Raw genomic sequence first — 19,834 nt, forward strand, 5'->3', positions numbered from 1 at the left:
AATAGAAAGAGGGTTGGCGCTTTTGTTTATTATAAATGGAAAAATTTATACAATGGCAGGCGATGTGATTGAAAAAGGGTATGTGAGAACCGGGCAGGGGAAGATCCTGGCGGTAGATGATATGGATGGCTACGAACAGGTTCGAACAGAGGAAGCTCTGCTTGGAAACGGAAAGAGCCTGAAGAATGAGGAGGTCCTGGATGTGAAAGGGGCCTGGGTGCTGCCTGGTTTGATTGAGGCTCACGCCCATATCGGAATTACGGAGGAGAAGGAGGGAGCTACCGGGGATGACTGCAATGAGACCTCCGATCCGGTGACCCCCACGCTGAGAGCAATTGACGCGGTCAACCCCATGGACCCGGCTTTTCATGATGCCATACGGGCAGGCATCACCTCTGTGATGGCCGGGCCCGGCAGTGCAAACGTAGTGGGGGGACAGTTTGTCTTTATGAAAACCCAGGGCAGGTGTGTGGACAACATGATTGTCCTGGCGCCTGCTGCCATGAAGGCCGCCCTGGGGGAAAACCCCAAGAACGCTTACGGTGCGGACGGGAAAAGCCCTGTGACCCGCATGGCAACGGCAGCACTTCTGCGGGAACAGCTCTTTAAAGCCTGGCAGTACCGCCAGAAGCGGGATGAGGGAACACTCGGGGAGCTGGATTTTCAGATGGAGGCGTGGATGCCGGTACTTGCGCGGGAGATTCCCCTGAAGGTACATGCTCACCGGGCGGATGACATTCTCACCGCCATACGCATAGGGAAGGAGTTCTGTATTGACCTGACCCTGGATCACTGCACAGATGGGCATCTGATTGCGGAGGAGATCAAAGAATCCGGCTATCCTGCGATTGTGGGAACGGATCTCACCGCCAGAAACAAGCCTGAGGTAAAAAACATGAACTTTAAGACCAACGCGATTTTGCATGAAGCAGGCATCCTGATCGCTGTCACCACAGACCATCCGGTGGCGCTGATCCAGTATCTGCCTCTCTGCGCCGGTTTGGCTGTAAAGCAGGGACTGCCCATGGAGGAGGGGCTAAAGGCCATAACCATTAACCCGGCAAAAATATGCCGCACAGATGAGCGGGTGGGAAGCCTTGAGGTGGGAAAGGATGCAGATATTGCCGTGTTTTCCGGGAATCCCATGGAGGTCTTTACGGAAACGCTGTATACGATCATTGATGGGGAGATTGTGTACCGAAAGGAGGAGGAAGAGGGGGAACCGGCAGATAATAATTAAAAGAGCAGCTTTCTGAAAATAAAATTTGGAATATAGAGAAACATCTCCCAGAAGCGACAGGAAATGACCAATATAAAATCGACAGGAACCGACATACTATTAACAGATAGCATTGCAAAAAACGAGTCTGTTTATGCAGCTGTCCCATAAAAATTATCACTTCATTTGAAAGGAGAGATAGCTATGAATGAATCCTGTCACAGTGGGGAAAAGTCATCCTGTTTTTGCCAGGACTGTACCTGCATACTGGCCATGGGAACCGTTCCGGTACAGGCGTGGGGAAACACTTACGATCCCTGCACCGCACTTAAGAGGGGCACCGTTTTCTGTGACCTGGACCTTCCATTTTTTATAGGAGGTGAACAAAATGTCTGACCGCCATACTATGCTGCAGAATATCAGCGAAATCAGTTTCTGTGTAAATGATTTAAACCTGTATCTGGATACCCATCCTACAGATGGGCAGGCACTTGACCTTTTTAACCAGATGCTTACCCAGAGAAAACAGCTGCTTGCGGACTATGAGGCACAGTTTGAGCCTCTGACCATAGACTGCGGAAGGGTGGAGAACAGCCATATGGACAATGATCTGTGTAAGTACCCCGGAACCAGGCATTTTACCTGGGTAGACGGTCCGGTACCCTGGGAAGGAGGGCATATCTGATGTGGAACTATGAAAAAAGACTACAGTATCCTGTAAAAATCACAACCACCTGCCCCAAGACGGCACAGCTGGTTATCAGCCAGTTCGGAGGTCCTGACGGAGAGCTGGCCGCTTCCATGCGGTATCTGTCCCAGAGATATACCATGCCCTGCAAAGAGGTGGCTGGACTTCTAACCGACATTGGCACAGAGGAGCTTGCACACATGGAAATCGTATGTGCCATTATCTATCAGTTAACCAAAAATCTGACGCCGGAACAGGCAAAGACTGCAGGGTTTGATGGATACTATATTGACCACACCGCGGCTCTCTGGCCCCAGGCATCAGGCGGAATCCCGTACAATGCCTGTGAGTTCCAGTCCAAAGGAGATGCAATCACAGACCTGTTTGAGGATTTGGCTGCAGAACAGAAGGCCAGGACAACTTATGACAATATTCTGCGGGTTGTGGATAACCCTGAGGTAAGAGAGCCCATCCAATTCCTGCGGGCCAGAGAGGTAGTGCACTTCCAGAGATTTGGAGAGGCGCTGGAGAAGACAAAGGAGAAACTGGATTCCAAGAATTATTATTATTTCAATCCGGAATTTGATAAACAGTTTCTGAATAAATAATCTAAGACAAGGATAAACGCCCGGCATCCCAGATCTCTTATCTGGGATGCCGGGTGTTTAACTTCTGCCTTTGGCATTCAATTCTCCCGGGAGTTTAAAAACTCAGGGTGAGAAGCTGTGGAAAAATGGTGTATACCAGTGTGCCGACCAGGCCGGTCCCGAAGATGACGGCAATGGCATTCACCTTGTACTTTCTCAGCAAAAACAGTCCTCCAAGAAACAGGATAAATTCCACCGGGTGGAAATTGGAGAGGGTCATCGAAGATTTATCGGACTGAAAGAGGGCCAGCAGCAGGATGGAGAGCCCCGCAGAGGCGATCAGCGCCACGACAGCGGGCCTCAATGCGCCAAGTACTGTTTGAACACCGCTGAAACTGCGGTATTTGTAATAAAAGTGTGCAAGGGCCAGGCAGATAATAAAGGATGGGATAATACACCCCAGTGTACAAAGGATGGCTCCGAACCCTCCTGCCAGCCTGGTGCCCACAAAGGTGGCAGAGTTGATGGAGATAGGCCCCGGGGTCATCTCCGCGATGGTGATCAGGTCTGTAAATTCTCCCATGGTGAGAAGCTGGTGTGTGTTCACGATCTGTTCCTGGATCAGCGGTATGGCCGCGTAACCGCCGCCCACACTGAAGAGGCCAACCTGGATAAAAGAAAAAAACAGCTTAACAAGAATGTTCATGCCCTTGCACCTCCCAGTTTTTTCATGGATACACAAAGATCGCAGATCCCCACTGCCAGACAGAAAAGGATGATTAGCACAGCATTTACATTTAGGACGACAGCGCTCAGGAAGGCGCAGGTCATCAGAGAAATGTAGAGGAAGCGTCTTGTCTTAATTACATTTGTTGCCAGATTTATTACCACATCGAAAATCACTGCCGCTACGCCTGCCCGCATGACCTGAAGCGCGATGGTTATCACCTGGCTGCTGCGGAACTGAGCGTAAAAGTGGGCGATGACAGAGATGATGAGCATGGGAGGGAGGGCGGTTCCAAGGATGGCTGTGACAGAACCTGGAATGCCGCACATCCGGTAGCCCAGGATCACAGATGCGTTGATGGGGATGGGCCCGGGGGAGGACTGGGCGATGGCTGTGATGTCCAGCATTTCCTCCTCGTCCAGCCAACCCAGCTCTTCCACAAACTTTTTCTTCATCAGGGATACGATTACAAAGCCGCCGCCGAAAGTAAAGGCGCTTAGCATAAAGGTTGCCTTAAAGAGCTGCCACAGGAGCTTTCGTTTTGTTTCCGTTTTTTTCATAACGTTTACCTCTCATTTTTGTCTATTTTTCTTCTGTTTCTATGCTAACACGGAATATCAATAAAATAAAATTATATATATTTATAATACGATAAGTATATGTTATGATAAAGAAAAATGGAGGTTACCCCTATGATGGATTTTAGAATGGACACATTTATCACGGTGTGTTCTTATATGAACTTTACAAAGGCTGCCTTAAAGCTGAATATTACTCAGCCTGCGGTTTCACAGCACATCCGGTATCTGGAGGAGGCATACGGCTGCCGCCTGTTTGAACAGAAGGGAAAGAGGATATGCCTTACAAGGAGCGGGGAACTGCTGTTGAGCGCGGCAAGGACTATGAAGCATGATGAGCAGCATTTGGTCAGAGCTATGCGGGAAGCGGACAGGGAAAAGCGGTTTCTGAACTTTGGGGCCACCCTGACGGTGGGGGAATACCTGATTCCGCAAAAAGTAGCGGATTATATTCAAAAGAGCGCCCCCATGCCCATTACCATGCTGGTGGAGAACACCACAGTGCTGCTGAAGTTTCTGAATGAGGGAAAGATAGATTTTGCCATTGTGGAGGGGTATTTCTCCAAGAAGGAGTACGACTACCATGTTTTTCAGCGGGAGTCCTATATTCCTGTCTGTGCGGCCAAACACATCTTTCAGAGTGAACCCAGATACATTGAGGATCTTTTGGGGGAGAATCTGATAATAAGGGAGAGAGAGTCCGGAAACCGGGAAATACTGGAGCGGTATCTGGAGGGGAGAAATCTATCCCTGGAGGACTTTGCAAACAGGATGGAGATCAGCGATATCCGAGCCATTAAGGTACTGGTGGAGAGGGACTGCGGTATCGCATTTTTGTACCGGGCATCTGTGGAGCGGGAGCTGCGTGAGGGGAGGCTGAAACGGATTTTGCTGAGGGAATTTGAGGTGCACCATGATATCAACTTTATCTGGAGGAAGGGAAGTATCTATGCGGAGTATTACAATCGCCTGTATCAGGAACTAAGGGGGGAGAAGGTGTAAGGAGGTAAAAATTACCTGGTCTTTTTGTGCAATAGTTATTGGCAAAAACGCATGGAATTGTTAGAATATAACTAGAAAAACTATAAGAAATGCACAAGAAAAAGGGGCGGAACATACGTTATGAGTGAAAGGGGAAAAGAGAAGAGAGGAAGTATTATAAAGAGAACGGTTCTTAGCATCTGCTTTCTGGGATTGAGTTTTCTTTTGCTGTTTTGGGCAGCCAGGAGCAGGGGATTTGCAGAGTGGTATGCCTCAAGAATCTATCCTCTGTTTATCGCTACACTGGGGCGGGTTTACAGCCTGATCCCATATTCGGCGGCGGAGATTTGGCTGTACATACTGTGTTTGGGGGCAGTGGGGTCCCTGGCCTGGCTTTTGTTTGGGGTTTTCCGGAAAAGGGCGGGTGTGTGGGAGCTTCTTATGTGGGCAAGCAGGGTGCTGCTGGGCTGCAGCACATTGTTTTTAGCGTATACCATGTGGTGCGGTATCAATTACCAGAGGGTTTCTTTTTCGGATCACGCCGGAATATTATCAGAGGACTACACCAGGGAGGAACTGGGGCAACTGTGTGCGGAGCTCACAGAGGAGGTGAATCGACTGAGTCCTTTGATCCAAAGAAACGAAGATGGATCGATTGTCTTGGACGGTGCGGAACAGGGGGAGGCGGCTGTGGCCATGGCAGGGCTGGGTGAGAGGTATCCTGTGCTAAAGGGGTGGTATCCAAGGCCGAAAAAGCTGATTTTTCCCAAGCTGCTCTCTGTGCAGGAGCTATGCGGGGTCTATTCTCCCTTCACTATAGAGGCGAATTACAACAACAGTATGCCTGCCTATACGATACCTTTTTCCACCTGCCATGAGCTGGCTCATCTGGGCGGCTTTATGGAGGAAGAGGAGGCAAATTTCATTGCTTACCTGGCTTGTAAGGAGTCCAATAGCCTTGATTTTCAGTACAGCGGCAGCCTCATGGCCTGGTCCTACGGCATGTCAGCCCTGGCCAGGGCCGACAGGAAGGCCTACGGCAGGATTTGGGCACAGTTGGGAGAGGAACCCAGAAGGAACATAGAGGAAAACAATGCGTTCTGGAAACAGTATGAGAGCAGCATATCCAAGACAGCCAAAGCAGTGAATGACCGTTATCTTAAGGCCAATGGGCAGAGCGAGGGGATCAAGAGCTATGGGAGGATGGTGGATCTGCTGGTGGCATATCGGAAGGCAGAGGAACATATATTGAAATAATAAAAGACGGACAGGACAGGCGGAATGAATTTTTTGATTTTTCTCTCTACCTACATAATTCCTTTTATTCTGTTTATTGTGATCGGCTATGGGCTATTAAAGAAGCAGAATGTGTATGAGAGTTTTATCCGGGGGGCTGTGGATGGGTTTCAGACAGTGATCAAAATCATGCCCACCCTTATTGGCCTGATGGTGGCAGTGGGTGTGCTCAGGGCCTCCGGATTTTTGGATATGTTCTCCCAGATGCTGGGGAGTGTGCTCAAATATGTGGGATTTCCGGCCCAACTGGTACCAGTGACCATTGTGCGGATGTTTTCCTCCAGTGCGGCCACAGGTCTGGCTCTGGATATTTTCAAAGAATACGGGCCGGATTCCGACTTGGGTATGCTTACCTCTATCATGATGAGCTGTACGGAGACTATTTTTTACACCATGTCTGTATACTTTATGACAGCGAGAGTCAAGATGACCAGGTATACTCTGGCGGGCGCCCTGGTGGCCACCCTGGCTGGGATAGCAGCCAGTCTGGTGCTGGTGGGGATGACTTAATCCCCATATTTCCCACGGTACTGTTCCGGAGTGGTCTTCTCCAGCCTTTTAAAAACCCTGCAGAAATAGCTCACATTATCATAACCCACGGCCTTAGCAATCTGGTAGAGTTTTTTGTCTGACTTTTCCAAAAGCTTTTTGGCCTCTGAGATTCTCACCATATTCAGGTAATCTATGAAGGTCTGTCCCTGCTTTTTCTTAAAAATGTGGCTTAAATAGCTTCTGTTCATGTGAAACAGAGAGGCCGCAAACTCTACGGTGATGTCGCGGAAGTAGTTTCGTTCAATGTAGGTCTTTACGTTTTTCACAATATCCGTGTCTGAGTAAATATTGTTAGGGGCAAGAGCCTGGGAGATAGTGGTGAAAAATTGCTGGTAGTAACGGCAGAGCTCTTCCAGGCTGAACATGGTGTCCAGAATATTCTGTATGCTGGCATCCACGGAGTCCACCTGTATCTGTTGAATATACTGGTTCATCATCAGTTTCACCTGGTTGGTGATCTGGAAGCAGGAGCATTTGATTTCGTAAAAAGTGGCCTCCGTCAGGCTCTTGTAGTATTGAAACAGCTCCGTAACCAGGTCGTCGGTCTCCTGGGACATGCCGGCTTCGATACAGAAGAGCAGTTGATCGGTGTGGTCCCAGAGTATGGATTTGGGGGCAGGCTGTTCGGTCAGGCAGGTGAAAACATCCTTGTCATCCTGTACTTTGAGCTGGTTCAGGGCCTGAACGCTCTCCTGGAGAGCATCGTGCAGGGAGAGCAGCTGGGCGTGAGGCCGGCTGATTCCGAAGATGACATGTTCTTTTCGGGAGAGAAAGAGCGATTTCAGGTTATCAATGATCTCTTCGCATAGGGAGTCTGTGGAGAGGAATGGTCTGGGGGGAAAGAACAGCAGGAGAAATCCCAGGTTCTCCGCTTGCGGGTGGGGGAGAAAGAGAGCCATGTTGTCATAGCCTCTCTCTGAGAGAAACAGGCTTATCTCCTCCTCCGGCAAGGGCTGGTCTGAGTGCAGCAGTATAAATAGGCTGGAGTGGCTCTGATTAATAAACGTAAGCCTCTGAGAGGAGAGCATCAGGTCGCTTTCTGTGTATCCGCAGATCAGGTTTCTAAGCTGTTCCTTATCATGGCTTAGGTGTAGGGCTTCTTTGTACTCCTCCGAGGACTGGAGACGGCTCTCCACCTCCGACTGGTTTTCGATCCGGCCGATGGCCTGCTCTACGGCAGAGATGATGTCATTGCCGCTGAATGGCTTCAGAATGTAGTCAATGGCGCTGGCGCGGATTGCCTGCCTGGAGTACTCAAAGTCACGGTATCCGCTTATGACAATGATCTGGATCTCCGGGTGTTTTTCCGCCAGCAGAGGCAGTAGCTTTTCCCCGTCCATGACCGGCATTTTCATATCTGTGATGATGATATCGGGGTGAAGCTCTTCCGCTAAGGACAACCCCTCCTCGCCGTCCGCAGCCTCCCCCACACAGGTGATCCGGTCACTGATGGGAGAGAGCTTCTCCAATGTCCCAAGGCGGGCAAGCTTTTCATCGTCAATAATGAGATAGCGGTATTTCATAGTGTACACTCCTTTGCAAATTTTCTCTTATCCCAATGGGTTTCTTTACTCTTTTACATCTTTCCCGGCTCGTTGGCCACAGGAAGGGTGATCTGCACGGTTGTTCCCGTCCCCTTTTCACTGAATATCTGCAGACCATAGTATTCGCCATAGTACAGAGAGATGCGGGTGTGGATGTTTTTTATGCCGATGCTCTGTTCATGTCTGCGTCCCAGCTCTTTGAATTCCGGTTTCTCAGCCAGCTGATTCTGCAGGGCGGTAAGCTCCTCATCCGTCATGCCCTGACCATTGTCAGTGACAAAGAGGAGCAGACAGTTTTTGGACTGCCTGGCCTCCACGGTAATCCGGTCTCCGGCCCGACAGTAATTTAAACCGTGGTACAGGGCGTTTTCCACCAAAGGCTGCAAGATCAGCTTTAGCACTTTTTTCTCCCGGAGCGCACCAGGAATCTGCACCTCATAGGAGAAGGCATTGTCAAACCGGATCTGCTGAATGGAAATATAGTTTTGAACATGTTCAAGCTCTGCTGAAAGCGGAACCAGCTCACTTTTTGTCTTAATACTGTAGCGGAACATGCTGCCCAGGGCCATTGCCATGGTACCGATGCTGTTTACCTTGTGTATGACCGCGATACTGTTGATGGCCTCTAGGGTGTTGTACAGAAAGTGGGCGTTTATCTGGGATTCCAGGGATTTCATCTGGGAATCCAAAAGAATCAGTTTGTTTTCCAGCTCATTTTTAATATAGCGGTTGCGGTCATCCAGCATTTCCTGGTAGGAATTGTACAGGGTGCCGATCTCATCCCGGTTGCGGAAGTAGGGGCTGTCCGACACATCGTGTTTCCCGTCCGGACGGGCCATCTGTCTGCTCAGGTACGAGATGGGCTTGGTCAGGCTCTTTGAGAGGAGGATGGAGATGATGATAAAGGCCAGGATGCAGGTAACAGTGAGGAAGATCAGGGTAATCTGTGTGATGCTGAACTCTCTGTACAACTGCTGGCGGTTTATGGAAGCCTGGAGGGTGAGACCATCCAGGCGCAGCCCCTTGTCCAGACGCAGGGCATTCTTTGTGTCAAATCCGGAGAGATCCGATGCCTGGTTGGCAAACAAAACGGTATCCTCCTTCATCACAGACAGGGAGGCTGTTTCCGGCATGGTGTTCACCGTTGACAGGTCAAAGACCTCAGGCACGCAGTCGACCATGAGGACTCCCAGAAAGTCCCTGGTGTGCACATCGTACAGTGCGGTACAGAAGGAGATGGACGGACTGCCACCCTCAAAGAAAGCTTTTTCCTCCGGGCCGTAGATATAGGTTGTGCCCTGAAGGGCCATAGTCTCCTGGTACCAGGAGTCCCCTGCGGGGTTATACTCATGGGAGATATTTATGCCATTACCATATCCGTATCCCAGGATCTGACCGGAAGGAGTAAAGAGAAAGATACCGTTTATATAGGGGGAAAAATATAAAAAATCCTGACAGGTGGAATTCAACTTTTCATTGCTCAGGTAAACATCGTAGTCGGAAGGGTGGAGCGGGCCAGTATATTTTGTCAGGTTGTCCACCATGGACACGTGATCCTCCCTGGGCAGGTACATGGACTCCACAATGTGTTCCAGGTTTGTGAGTGTGTAATCAATCTGAAAGGAGGCAACATCCATAAGGTTTTCCGCGGACTGGGTGACCTGCTTTTCAATCAGCCTGGTATACCGGGTATAAGTGTACACGGAAAATATCAGTATGGGTATAATGGAAATCAACAGGAATATCAGAAAAAATTTTTTTTGAAGCTTCATTGCGGCATCCTCCTTTGAAAAAGCTTAACATATTGAAAAACAATTGTATATACTTGTATTTAAAAAATCCTTTTGTTATGATGGAGAAAAAGAAAAGGTAACTGTATGCTGAACAGTTATAAAAAGGCTTATAAAATCCGTACGATGGGGAGCGTTGACAAAATGAAGAGAAAATGGAGATGGGTATTACTGTGTCTGGCTGTGATTTATACTCTTGCAGGGTGTGCCGGAAAAGAAGAGGTCCAGGTGAAACGGAAGGCTGTTCTGACCTACATGGCGCCCAGCTATGGATTCCACAGCTTTGTGGGAAAGGAGACGGTGGACAAGATCAATGAGACATACTCCGATATAGAGATACAGCCTGTGGTCTACTCGGAGGAGCAGTACTATACGGTGCTTAAAACAAGGCTGGCCACGGGAAAGGGACCGGATCTCTTCTTTGTCCAGCCCAGGTATGCGGGTCCCAATGGGGTGAGCAGCCTGGCTGAAGCGGGATATCTGGCCCCGGTGTCTGATATGGAAACCATAAAAAATGCCGATGAGTCAAAGTGCGCCCTGCTTCGGCACGGGGATGAGGTGTACAGTGTCTCCATCGGGAAGATGGGGCTGGGTGTGCTGTACAATAAGACCATTTTTGAGGAGAACGGCCTTTCCGTGCCCGTATGCTGGGAAGAGTTTTTGGCCTGCTGTGAGACACTGAAGAAAAACGGTATCCAGCCAATGACCCTTGGTGGAAAGGACCGGAATACTTACCAGTATGGTCTGTATCAGATTGCGGCAAACCAGATTTATCCGGAGGAACCCCATTTTGACAGGGAACTGCGGGAGGGGACCAGGAAATTTACGGACAAGGGAACCTGGGACCGGGTGCTCACCATGTACACCGGACTGTACTGGGACGGGTATATGGACCCGGACTCCATGAATCTGACGTCCGGCGAGGCACGCCAGAAAATGGCAGAGCGGGGAGCAGCCATGCTCTTTGTCTCCACCGGGGAAGCACGGGGACTGGTGACAGAAGGGGCAGAAAATGGGGATCAGTTCGGTCTGATGCCGCTGCCTGCCAATGAAAGAGGAGAGAAGACCTACTGGAGTATCGGGGAGATCGGGGGCGTGGGTATGTATGCCGGCTCCGCCTACCCCCAGGCGTGCAGAGAAGTGCTGGAAAAGGAGTTTTGGAGCGAGCTCCTAAATCCAGAGGAGACAGAAGATCCGTACCTGGAGGACGTGAAAAAGGCCTTTGATGCGGGTGACTACTTCTATCTCTGCAACCAGGGGTGGAAAAATGAGGTGGAGATTGTCATGGAGAAGAAGCTTGCGGAATACATCACAGGAAATAGAATCGAGATAAGGGATATCACCAGAGCTATGCAGAGAGAGTTGGAGCGATAGACTGCCAACATTTGTTCAATCATCTTTTAACAATAATACTATGGATCTCCTTTACAATAAATTAGTAAAAGTTTAATGCGGCTGCCGGGCTGGTAGAAAGAGCCGGCCGGTCGGCTGCACAACACAAGTGAAGGAGATGAGGGAATGAAGAGAAAACGTTTGATTGCATCCCTGATGGCAGCTTTTATGGCATCGACAGGTGTACTTGGGGGCAGCGGACTGACGGTGAGCGCAGCCCCGGCTGATTTCCAGAGGGAGCTGGAAGCCAGGTATGCGAAGCCGGATCAGACCAACAACACAGAGCTGCGCTGGTGGCTGGCCCAGGGGTCCCACACGGATGAAACCATCGTGGAGGAAATCAAGACCATGCATGAGCAGGGATTTACCGGCGTGGAGCTCTGTATGCTGGATGATGCCACCATTGATACGGAAAAATATGCTTACGGCTCCGCTGAGGCAGTCCACGACTGGACGCTGGCCATTGAGACAGCGACAGAGTACGGCATGTCTGTGGGACTTACCAGCGGTACGCACTGGAAGGCCGCGAACATCCCGGGACTGGACCCGGACAGTGAGGCAGCAGGGCAGCAGGCCATCTGTTCGGAGGAGACAGTGGAGGCAGGACAGGCCAGAGAAGGAAAGCTTGCGGTTCCAGATGTTGATATACCGGCAACGGCAAAAAAGACCCTGATCGGCGTATATGCCTATAGGATTGCGTCCAAAGGAAACGGTTCCAACAGCAACCCTACTGTGCTGGATCAGGACAAATTCTATGACTTGACCAGCAAGGTATCAGACGGGGCACTGACCTGGACTGCGCCGGATGACGGAGACTACATGCTGTACAGCCTGTGGCAGTGCGGAACATACCAGACCTGTGAACCCTCTCAGACAACCGCCTATGCCATCAACTATTTTAACAGAACGGGCGCGAAGGCTTTGGAAGAGTACTTTGACAAAACCTTTTTCAATGATCCGGAGTTGGTCAAGGCCGTACGCAACGGAAATGTACAGCTTTTCATGGATTCTCTTGAGTTTACCACCAGCCAGGGCATCTTTTGGAGCAGCATCATGGCTGAAAGGTTTAAAGAGAAAAAGGGCTACGATATCCGCCCATATCTGGCGCTGGTGCTCGGGGACGGCGGAAACACTCTTGGGGAGCTGAATACAAAGCCGGCGGGACGTTACATTTTGAGCGATACGAAGGATTCGGATGGCAAAACCCTGAGCTGGAAGATCAAAAATGACCTGTATGATGTCTGGACTGATATGATACAGGAAGAGATGATGACACCTCTGAGAAACTGGGGAAAAGAAAACTATAATATGAAGCTTCGCGCCCAGATTTCCTACGGTACCAAGCTGGAAATCACAGAGATGGCCATGGCCACCGATTACTCTGAGACGGAGACTTTGAACATGAAGGACCAGCCGGATATGTACCGCATGTGGGCAGGCGGTGCACATATTATGAATCAGCTCTATTCCTCCGAGACGGGGGCAATCTTTACCTTTGACTTTTCACACGGGTTTAACATCTACCATATGAACTATGCCCTTACAGAGCAGGACTGGACTCAGATGGCCTATGCCCTGTATGCGGGCGGTGTAAACCGCGTAATCTGGCATGGACATGCCTCTGAGTGGGGGCAGGAGGGCGTGCAGTGGCCTGGATTTGAGGGAATGTACGGCAATATCTCAGGACGTCTGGATGTCCGTGATCCGGAATCCATGACCTACCCGGAGATGAACGACCACCTGGGACGTATCCAGGGGCTGCTTCGCGAGGGCACCTCCCGCACAGATCTGGGCATCCTCCATTTGAAATACGGGGAACCCACTGCCTACGGACCCAAGTATTACGATCCTCTGAGTGAGCACAGAGGCGTGTACTGGAAAGACATGGCCCTGCAGGATGCAGGATATACGTATGACTATTTCTCACCGGATTATCTGGAGATGATGGAATATGATGCCGGGAACGGCACACTGGGAGAGAACGTGGGCTACCGGGCTATACTGGTACACCAGGAGGCCATGCCTCTGGACGCAGCGCAGAGATTGCTTACCCTGGCAAAAGAGGGATTAAAAGTGGTTGTTGTGGACGGCGGAGCAACCATGACACCCTATAAGCAGGAGAGCGAAGCGGACCTGGCGGCTGTGATGAGCGAGCTGAAGAGTCTGGACAATGTGGCCAGTGTGGAGAAGGAGGCGGATGCCTATAACGCGCTTCAGAAGATGGATGTGCAGCCCAGGGCTGAAATGGTGGGTTCCAATGCCCAGATCCTGACCCAGCTTCGCGCGGACGGAGATGATCTGTACATGTATGCCTGGAACTACTGCGACAGCCAGAACTGTGGTCTGGATCACGGTCTGAACGCTAACACGGATGTGAGCGTGGAGGGACTTTATGTTCCCTATGAGATCGATGACTGGACAGGAGAGGTGAAAAAGATCGCAAACTACCGCTATGAGGACGGCAGAACCATCTTTACGGTAGACCTAAACTACAGCGATGTGGGTCTCTATGCCTTTGAGGCAGTGGATTCTGAGGAACTGCACGCCGTGTCTACGGATGCACAGAGCCTGCGTGGTGACAATGGAACCATTGTTGTGCGCTCCACAAAGTCCGGAAACAATGTGACCACTCTAAGTGATGGAACCTCCTACCAGACCAGCGTGAAGGTGCCTGCGGCCTCAGAACTGACAGGATGGGAGTTGAAGGTGGAGAACTGGACGCAGGGAGAGCTTAAGACTCGCACGGAGGACAATGCCGAAACCGGGATCCAGACAACGGAATACAAATATGACACAAACAAAGATACGATCAGCGTAAAACTGGATAAGCTGACTACCTGGGACAATATTGCAGAGATTGGCCGAGACGTATCAGGAGTTGGTCACTATACAACCGCCTTTAGCTGGGATACTTCCAAGGCTGCAGGCGCTTATCTGGATCTGGGAGAGTTCCCGGGCGCAGCGGCCGTAAAGGTCAACGGGCAGGAGGCGGATCCGGTGAATGTAAACAACGCCGTGCTGGATATCAGCAGGCTGCTGAAGGATGGGAAAAATACTTTGGAGGTCACCATTGCAACAACCCTGAGCAACCGTCTGCTGCAGATGGGCAGGCTGGAGATTTCCAGTGGATTCTTCAACGACTTTGAAGTGAAGTACTATTCCAACGGACTTAGAAGCGCAACCCTGATCCCCTTTGCGGAGGCAGAGCTGTCCGAGTCTAACCGCATCAAGACGGCGGAGGAACTGAACGCGGAGCTGGCGGCTGCGAAAAAAGCGGCGGACGACGCCAGGGCAGAACTGGCCGCGCTGAAAGCGGATAAGGCTGCAAGCGATGCACAGCTTCAGGCTGCAAGGAAGGCGGCGGACGACGCCCTGAAGGCAGTCAAAGCGGCACAGGATCAGATTGACAATATGACTTTCCAGGCAAAGAAACCGGCGGTGAAATCCGCTAAGAGTACTGCCAAAAGGTCTGTGAAAGTGGTGTGGAAGAAGGTGAGCGGCGCAGACGGCTACCAGATCCAGTACTCTACAAAGCCGAATTTTAAATCAAAGAGAGCAGTTATGCTAAAGAGTACCAAGGCGACTGCAAAGACCATCCGGAAACTGAAGAGTAAAAAGACGTACTACGTGCGCATGAGAGCTTACAAGGCTATTGATGGAAAGAAGGTATTTACAAACTACAGCACGAAGAAGAGAGTTGCTGTAAAGTAACACAACACAGAAGCTGCTTCAATATAGAGAGATGCCCGAAGGCGCGGATAAATTCCGGTTTTCGGGCATCTTTGTATATATTAGAGCAGCTTTAAGCTGTCAGGCATTTCCTGGAGGCGGTGGGAGATGACATCGTGTTGCGTAATCAGGCGGATGGCCTCCGACTCATCACGGTCTGTGAGAGCCTGTACCAGATCATAGTGGGACTGGTACTGCTTTTCAGGCAGAACAGCCTTAGAGTACTGAATCGCCTGAAAAAACTCCACTTGAAGCAGGAGCTGCCGTTGCATCTCGATGAGCGTTTTGTTTTTGCTGATTTTGGCGATGGCCATATGAAAGTGGGAGTCCATTTTGATGCGTGAAGCGATGTCATTGCCCTTGGAGGCATTGTAACAGGCATCCGCATAGCCGGTCAGAGAATCAAATTCGGCATTGCTTCCATAATAAATGGCCAGCTTCACGGTCAGCACATCCAGACTGATTCGGACAATACCGATTTGCCGGAATTTCTCCTCGTCATAGGTGGCAACCTCAGCATACCGCTTGGGATAGATGGTGATAATGCCATCATTTGCCAACTGATGCAGCGCCTCACGAATCGGAGTGCGGCTTACCCCGAACTCACTGGCAATCTTAGCCTCCGGAATTCTATCGCCAGGCTCCATCTGCTGTGAGAGAATCTGCTGCATCAGATATTCATAAATTACATCTACAATACTGTTTTTTTTATTTCCCTTCATTTGTTTATCCACCTAAATAAATTTTTTATGAGAGCATTATAGTCAGCCCGCGGGGGATTGTCAATGTCAAGTTTACATAATGGTGTTTCGCCCCGAGTACCTTTTTGATTATACCATAAATGGATGGAAAATTATACTAAAAAAATTAAAAACGCATAAAACAATAAAATTGTATACTATTTTTCAAAATGGTATTGACACAAATAAAAATAAGGTATAGAATTTTATCCATAAGGAACAAAAAATTGTGCAAAGTGACAAAGTATTGGGATCAAAAGGAGGGTTTACGATGATGAAGAAGAAGTTATCAGTGTTAATGGCGTGTATTATGGCATTTTCCCTAACCGCGTGCAGCACAAACGGGGGAACGAAAAAGGATACCCCGGCACAGACAAAAGCACAGGAGAAGGAAACTCAGGGGGCTGAAACAGCAAAGGAGACTGCCGGAGAGAATCAGGAGATTGCGCTTGATAAATCTGTTGTACCTCCATCTGGCTTCACGCCCGAGGAGGTGGTACCGGATAAAAAATATAAAATTGCTTTTGCTAATTTCAACAGTACAAATGCAGGAGCGGCAATCATGGCAGAGGAAATGGAAAAGGCGGCGAGATACTATGGGGTGGAATTGCTCTCCATGGATAACAAGCAGGACCCGCTTCAGGCTGTGGATAATTTCAACAATGCAAAGACATGGGGATGTGACTATTACATACAGTACAACGAAGATCCGGAGGCAAATAAACGAATCGGAGAAATGTTGAAGGCTGATAACATTCCGGCCATTGCAGTACAGGTTCCTCTGGGGGATGATTTTCCATACTACCGTCTGGACCCGGCTGAGTCGGGACGCGTGGGCGGAGAAGCCCTTGCGAAAAAGGCAAAAGAAAAATGGGGCGATGACGTGGCGTTTTTCATCTGTATGGACTGCCCGGAGGCGGGGCAGGTCATTCAAGACAGGGCGGAGGCCGCCACAGCAGCTGTAAAAGAGATCTATCCGGATATCAAAGTGATCACCTACAGCTCTGAGGGAGATCCTGAGATCTCCAGAAATAAAATGACGGATGTGCTCACTGCGAACCCGGAGGGAAACTTTATATTTTGGGGGCATATGGATCAGTGGACACTGGCGGCCGTATCCTCCATACGGGCAGCGGGCCGGGAGGAAGAGTGTATCGCAACCTCTGTCATGGGGCTTGACAGTATGATTGAGGAGATGCAAAGAGAAGGTACGCCTGTCTACGGCACAGTAGCCATCCGACCGGAGGTATGGGCCTGGGAGCTGCTTCCAAAGGCAATCCGCGAATTGAATACAGGAGAAAAACCTGAGCTTGATATGTACCAGCCGTGTATACTGCTGAACCTTGACAATCTGTCTGAGATTTATCCAGACCAAGTGAAAAAATAATGCCGGTCTATGTGAACAATCGTTACTATTCACAGCCACGAACAATCAGATCATTTGGGATGTCCGGTCAGCAGGCGGGCATTCTCTATGATTTAGGAGGTGGAAAATGGGTGAGAGTATAGTTTTACGAACAGTGGATATTGAAAAATCCTTTGGAGGGACATATGCACTGAAAAAGGTAAGTTTTGAGCTGAAAAAGGGAGAGATCCTGGGGCTCATCGGGGAAAACGGGGCTGGGAAGTCTACGCTGATAAAAATAATCGCAGGTCATTACAGGAAGGACAGCGGAAAAATCTACATTAATGGCGAGAAAGCTGAGATCCATACTCCTCATGATTCCCTGAAGCTGGGCATAAGAGTAATCAGTCAAGAGTTTAATCTGATGAGTGACATGACAGTGGCGGAGAATATCGCTTTGGGATATTACCCCAAGCGGGCTGGATGCATTGTCAAAAGGGCGGAAATGAACCAGAGGGCGGGCGTGATCTTAGAGAGAATGGGCATAGATATTGAGCCGGGTATAAAGCTGCGGCGTCTGTCTGTTGCCCAGCAGCAGATGGTAGAGATCGCAAAGGCACTATGGAAGCAGCCCTATATCCTGATCATGGACGAGCCGACGGCCGCGCTGAATGACCAGGAGACGGCCCGGCTTTTCCAGGTGTTGAAAAACCTGAAAAAGGAAGGGGTAACCATAGTATTTATCACCCACCGGATGCAGGAACAGTTTGAACTGGCGGACCGAATCACGGTTTTGAGAAATGGAGAGCTGATCGCAACCGTCCATACAGACCAGGTGACACCCGACGGGCTGGTTGAGATGATGGTCGGCAGGGATATCGGCGCCAATTACACCAGGAAGCATGCGATGAAAGCAGGACGAAAGATCTTTGAGGCGAAGAACATTACAGCCGGACATCAGATCAGGGATGTCTCCATACATGTCAGGAGCGGGGAGATTGTCTCCGTATTTGGGCTTTTGGGGCAGGGTCAGGAGGAATTGAGCAGGGCTATCATAGGAGATCTGCCCCTGCAGGGGGGAAGCCTGGAGAGGGAGGGGAAACCCATTCATCTGCGAAATCCCGCAGATGCAAAGCGCTGCAAAATCGGATATGTATCAGATGACAGAAAGAAGACAGGCCTGTTTCCGGTACAGTCTACAAAAAATAACATTACCGTATCCGCCTTGAATTACTTTTCAAAACTAGGATGCATCGTTCCATCACAGGAGAGGGAGGGGGCAGATAAGTGGATTACAAGGCTGAAGGTAAAGTGCAGCTCCTCCTTACAGAAAATATCTACCCTGAGCGGCGGCAACCAGCAAAAAGTGATGATCGCAAGGCAGCTGGCTAATGAGTCAAGGTTCTTAATACTGCATTTGCCTACGCGCGGTGTAGATATCGGGGCAAAATATGATATCTATGAGCTTTTAGAGGAGCTGTGCGCCCAAGGGGTGGGGATTCTCATTATTTCACTGGAGCTGCCGGAGGTGCTGGGACTGAGCGATCGGATCTATATTATCCGGGATGGCAGGATCGTTGGAGAACTGGAGGGGGCAGAGGCGAATGATTCAAATCTGATGTATCATGCCATCGGAAATCTAAAGGAGGAGAAGCGTATTGAATCAGACGAAAGAGGAAAAAGGAAATGTTAGGTCAATGGGAAACATGCTGCTGCGCAAGCTTGCAGAGAGCGGACTTATTCTGTTTATTATTCTCTTGGCATTATTTTTTACAGTCAAGTCAGAGCATTTTTTATCCATAAAAAATTTCTTAAATATTTTCCAGGCGGTGTCTGTGCTTGGAATCACAGCGGCGGGTATGATGATGATTATTGTATCAGGGGGCATTGACCTGTCTGCCGGATCGACCATCGCCTTTATAGGCTGTGTGCAAACCGAGATTGTAGTGAGGCTTGGAGTTCCGTGGTATCTTGGGATTCTTCTGGGTCTGGCTATAGGGATGCTCTGCGGATTGTTTAATGGATTTATTGTAACCTATTGGAAATATCAGCCTTTTATTGCCACACTCGGAACCATGAATGTCATCCGCGGACTTGCGTATGTCATCTCCTCCGGACAGAGTACCTTTCTGGACTCAAAGCCTCTGGAGTGGTTCGGACTCGGCAGAATGTTCGGGGTGATTCCGGTTCCGGTTGTTTTGCTGCTCATCAGCTTCCTGGTGGTGTGGTTTATCATGCACTATACGGTATTTGGAAGGTATGTATATTCCATTGGAGGAAATCAGGAGGCTGCTCGTCTTGCCGGGATTTCGGTAAAGCTTTACACAATGCTTCTTTACGTGGGCACAGGTTTTTTAGCTGCAGTTTCGGGACTGGTGTTGCTGGGACTTTCGGGAAGTTCGGTTCCCTCCGCAGGGGAAAACTATGGGATGGATATTGTGACCGCAGTGATCCTGGGCGGTGCCAGCTTAAAAGGCGGTAAGGGAAGTATTGTGCTCACCTTTCTGGGCGTATTGACAATCGGTATCATGAATAATGGGATGACGCTGATATCGGTGCCTCAGTACTGGCAGATTTTTGCTAAGGGAGCGCTGCTTCTCTTTGCCGTGGGGCTGGACCAGATCAAGGAGAGGGTGTCCGCTGGCTAGTACGCTAGCGCATGCGGG

At 49.8% G+C, this 19,834-nt stretch carries 17 protein-coding genes; 12 read left to right on the forward strand and 5 right to left on the reverse strand.

What is annotated here, in order from left to right; all coding sequences use genetic code 11:
• Positions 1-52: 52 nt before the first annotated feature.
• From AC0THY_RS04620 to AC0THY_RS04635, 4 genes are all read left to right on the forward strand, one after another.
• On the forward strand, positions 53-1,240 hold the full coding sequence (locus AC0THY_RS04620; RefSeq protein ID WP_489994145.1) for an amidohydrolase: 1,188 nt from the start codon (positions 53-55) through the stop codon (positions 1,238-1,240).
• Between the two features lie 183 nt (positions 1,241-1,423).
• Entirely contained in the window at positions 1,424-1,615 is a 192-nt protein-coding gene (locus AC0THY_RS04625; protein ID WP_489993287.1) for a spore coat associated protein CotJA, read from the forward strand.
• Entirely contained in the window at positions 1,608-1,904 is a 297-nt protein-coding gene (locus AC0THY_RS04630; RefSeq protein ID WP_489993288.1) for a spore coat protein CotJB, read from the forward strand. The genes AC0THY_RS04625 and AC0THY_RS04630 overlap by 8 nt, the downstream gene beginning before the upstream one ends.
• On the forward strand, positions 1,904-2,515 hold the full coding sequence (locus tag AC0THY_RS04635; protein ID WP_489993289.1) for a manganese catalase family protein: 612 nt from the start codon (positions 1,904-1,906) through the stop codon (positions 2,513-2,515). The genes AC0THY_RS04630 and AC0THY_RS04635 overlap by 1 nt, the downstream gene beginning before the upstream one ends.
• 94 nt (positions 2,516-2,609) lie before the next feature.
• Here the strand turns inward: AC0THY_RS04635 and AC0THY_RS04640 are convergent, their stop codons facing one another.
• Positions 2,610-3,200, reverse strand: coding sequence for a chromate transporter (locus tag AC0THY_RS04640; RefSeq protein ID WP_489993290.1), 591 nt, complete (start codon positions 3,198-3,200; stop codon positions 2,610-2,612).
• The gene (locus tag AC0THY_RS04645; RefSeq protein WP_489993291.1) at positions 3,197-3,781 is read right to left on the reverse strand and encodes a chromate transporter; all 585 of its coding nucleotides are present in this window, start codon (positions 3,779-3,781) and stop codon (positions 3,197-3,199) included. Before AC0THY_RS04645 ends, AC0THY_RS04640 begins: the two co-directional genes overlap by 4 nt.
• A gap of 132 nt (positions 3,782-3,913) precedes the next feature.
• On the opposite strand from AC0THY_RS04645, the gene AC0THY_RS04650 reads away from it, so the two are divergent.
• The 3 genes from AC0THY_RS04650 to AC0THY_RS04660 all read left to right on the forward strand — a co-directional run bounded on the left by AC0THY_RS04650 (position 3,914) and on the right by AC0THY_RS04660 (position 6,586).
• On the forward strand, positions 3,914-4,801 hold the full coding sequence (locus AC0THY_RS04650) for a LysR substrate-binding domain-containing protein (RefSeq protein WP_489993292.1): 888 nt from the start codon (positions 3,914-3,916) through the stop codon (positions 4,799-4,801).
• 120 nt (positions 4,802-4,921) lie between these two features.
• Positions 4,922-6,037, forward strand: a complete 1,116-nt coding sequence (locus tag AC0THY_RS04655) for a DUF3810 domain-containing protein (protein WP_489993293.1) — start codon at positions 4,922-4,924, stop codon at positions 6,035-6,037.
• Positions 6,038-6,061: 24 nt separating this feature from the next.
• Positions 6,062-6,586 (forward strand): spore maturation protein, encoded by a 525-nt coding sequence (locus AC0THY_RS04660; protein ID WP_489993294.1) that lies wholly within the window; start codon positions 6,062-6,064, stop codon positions 6,584-6,586.
• Here the strand turns inward: AC0THY_RS04660 and AC0THY_RS04665 are convergent.
• Together AC0THY_RS04665 and AC0THY_RS04670 are read right to left on the reverse strand one after the other, a co-directional pair.
• On the reverse strand, positions 6,583-8,151 hold the full coding sequence (locus AC0THY_RS04665) for a response regulator transcription factor (protein ID WP_489993295.1): 1,569 nt from the start codon (positions 8,149-8,151) through the stop codon (positions 6,583-6,585). The genes AC0THY_RS04660 and AC0THY_RS04665 overlap by 4 nt on opposite strands.
• A 53-nt stretch (positions 8,152-8,204) precedes the next feature.
• Positions 8,205-9,944 carry a cache domain-containing sensor histidine kinase gene (locus AC0THY_RS04670; protein WP_489993296.1) on the reverse strand — a complete coding sequence of 580 codons (1,740 nt, stop codon included), beginning with the start codon at positions 9,942-9,944 and terminating at the stop codon, positions 8,205-8,207.
• A gap of 162 nt (positions 9,945-10,106) precedes the next feature.
• Here AC0THY_RS04670 and AC0THY_RS04675 point away from each other — a divergent pair, with 162 nt between their 5' ends.
• A complete protein-coding gene (locus AC0THY_RS04675) occupies positions 10,107-11,336 on the forward strand; it encodes an ABC transporter substrate-binding protein (protein ID WP_489993297.1) in 1,230 nt (409 codons plus the stop codon).
• A 144-nt stretch (positions 11,337-11,480) separates the two neighbouring features.
• The gene (locus AC0THY_RS04680) at positions 11,481-15,065 is read left to right on the forward strand and encodes a hypothetical protein (protein ID WP_489993298.1); all 3,585 of its coding nucleotides are present in this window, start codon (positions 11,481-11,483) and stop codon (positions 15,063-15,065) included.
• Between the two features lie 80 nt (positions 15,066-15,145).
• Here the strand turns inward: AC0THY_RS04680 and AC0THY_RS04685 are convergent, their stop codons facing one another.
• Positions 15,146-15,805, reverse strand: a complete 660-nt coding sequence (locus tag AC0THY_RS04685; protein ID WP_489993299.1) for a GntR family transcriptional regulator — start codon at positions 15,803-15,805, stop codon at positions 15,146-15,148.
• A gap of 289 nt (positions 15,806-16,094) precedes the next feature.
• Between AC0THY_RS04685 and AC0THY_RS04690 the strand changes: the two genes are divergently transcribed.
• The 3 genes from AC0THY_RS04690 to AC0THY_RS04700 all read left to right on the forward strand — a co-directional run bounded on the left by AC0THY_RS04690 (position 16,095) and on the right by AC0THY_RS04700 (position 19,816).
• Positions 16,095-17,210, forward strand: a complete 1,116-nt coding sequence (locus tag AC0THY_RS04690) for a substrate-binding domain-containing protein (RefSeq protein ID WP_489993300.1) — start codon at positions 16,095-16,097, stop codon at positions 17,208-17,210.
• Positions 17,211-17,316: 106 nt separating this feature from the next.
• The gene (locus AC0THY_RS04695; protein ID WP_489993301.1) at positions 17,317-18,861 is read left to right on the forward strand and encodes a sugar ABC transporter ATP-binding protein; all 1,545 of its coding nucleotides are present in this window, start codon (positions 17,317-17,319) and stop codon (positions 18,859-18,861) included.
• Positions 18,827-19,816: an ABC transporter permease gene (locus AC0THY_RS04700; RefSeq protein ID WP_489993302.1), complete on the forward strand. Its 990-nt coding sequence runs from the start codon at positions 18,827-18,829 to the stop codon at positions 19,814-19,816. Before AC0THY_RS04695 ends, AC0THY_RS04700 begins: the two co-directional genes overlap by 35 nt.
• The last annotated feature ends 18 nt before the right edge of the window (positions 19,817-19,834 follow it).

The organism is Ruminococcus sp. 8Y-12 (genome assembly GCF_058119865.1).

Bases quoted from the DNA above. Each gene is read 5' to 3' on its own strand.
- AC0THY_RS04655 (WP_489993293.1), top strand. From the start codon at position 4,922: ATGAGTGAAAGGGGAAAAGAGAAGAGAGGAAGTATTATAAAGAGAACG.
- AC0THY_RS04670 (WP_489993296.1), bottom strand. From the start codon at position 9,944: ATGAAGCTTCAAAAAAAATTTTTTCTGATATTCCTGTTGATTTCCATT.
- AC0THY_RS04690 (WP_489993300.1), top strand. From the start codon at position 16,095: ATGATGAAGAAGAAGTTATCAGTGTTAATGGCGTGTATTATGGCATTT.
- AC0THY_RS04660 (WP_489993294.1), top strand. From the start codon at position 6,062: ATGAATTTTTTGATTTTTCTCTCTACCTACATAATTCCTTTTATTCTG.
- AC0THY_RS04640 (WP_489993290.1), bottom strand. From the start codon at position 3,200: ATGAACATTCTTGTTAAGCTGTTTTTTTCTTTTATCCAGGTTGGCCTC.
- AC0THY_RS04685 (WP_489993299.1), bottom strand. From the start codon at position 15,805: ATGAAGGGAAATAAAAAAAACAGTATTGTAGATGTAATTTATGAATAT.
- AC0THY_RS04695 (WP_489993301.1), top strand. From the start codon at position 17,317: ATGGGTGAGAGTATAGTTTTACGAACAGTGGATATTGAAAAATCCTTT.
- AC0THY_RS04630 (WP_489993288.1), top strand. From the start codon at position 1,608: ATGTCTGACCGCCATACTATGCTGCAGAATATCAGCGAAATCAGTTTC.
- AC0THY_RS04665 (WP_489993295.1), bottom strand. From the start codon at position 8,151: ATGAAATACCGCTATCTCATTATTGACGATGAAAAGCTTGCCCGCCTT.
- AC0THY_RS04680 (WP_489993298.1), top strand. From the start codon at position 11,481: ATGAAGAGAAAACGTTTGATTGCATCCCTGATGGCAGCTTTTATGGCA.
- AC0THY_RS04620 (WP_489994145.1), top strand. From the start codon at position 53: ATGGCAGGCGATGTGATTGAAAAAGGGTATGTGAGAACCGGGCAGGGG.
- AC0THY_RS04645 (WP_489993291.1), bottom strand. From the start codon at position 3,781: ATGAAAAAAACGGAAACAAAACGAAAGCTCCTGTGGCAGCTCTTTAAG.
- AC0THY_RS04650 (WP_489993292.1), top strand. From the start codon at position 3,914: ATGATGGATTTTAGAATGGACACATTTATCACGGTGTGTTCTTATATG.
- AC0THY_RS04625 (WP_489993287.1), top strand. From the start codon at position 1,424: ATGAATGAATCCTGTCACAGTGGGGAAAAGTCATCCTGTTTTTGCCAG.
- AC0THY_RS04675 (WP_489993297.1), top strand. From the start codon at position 10,107: ATGAAGAGAAAATGGAGATGGGTATTACTGTGTCTGGCTGTGATTTAT.
- AC0THY_RS04635 (WP_489993289.1), top strand. From the start codon at position 1,904: ATGTGGAACTATGAAAAAAGACTACAGTATCCTGTAAAAATCACAACC.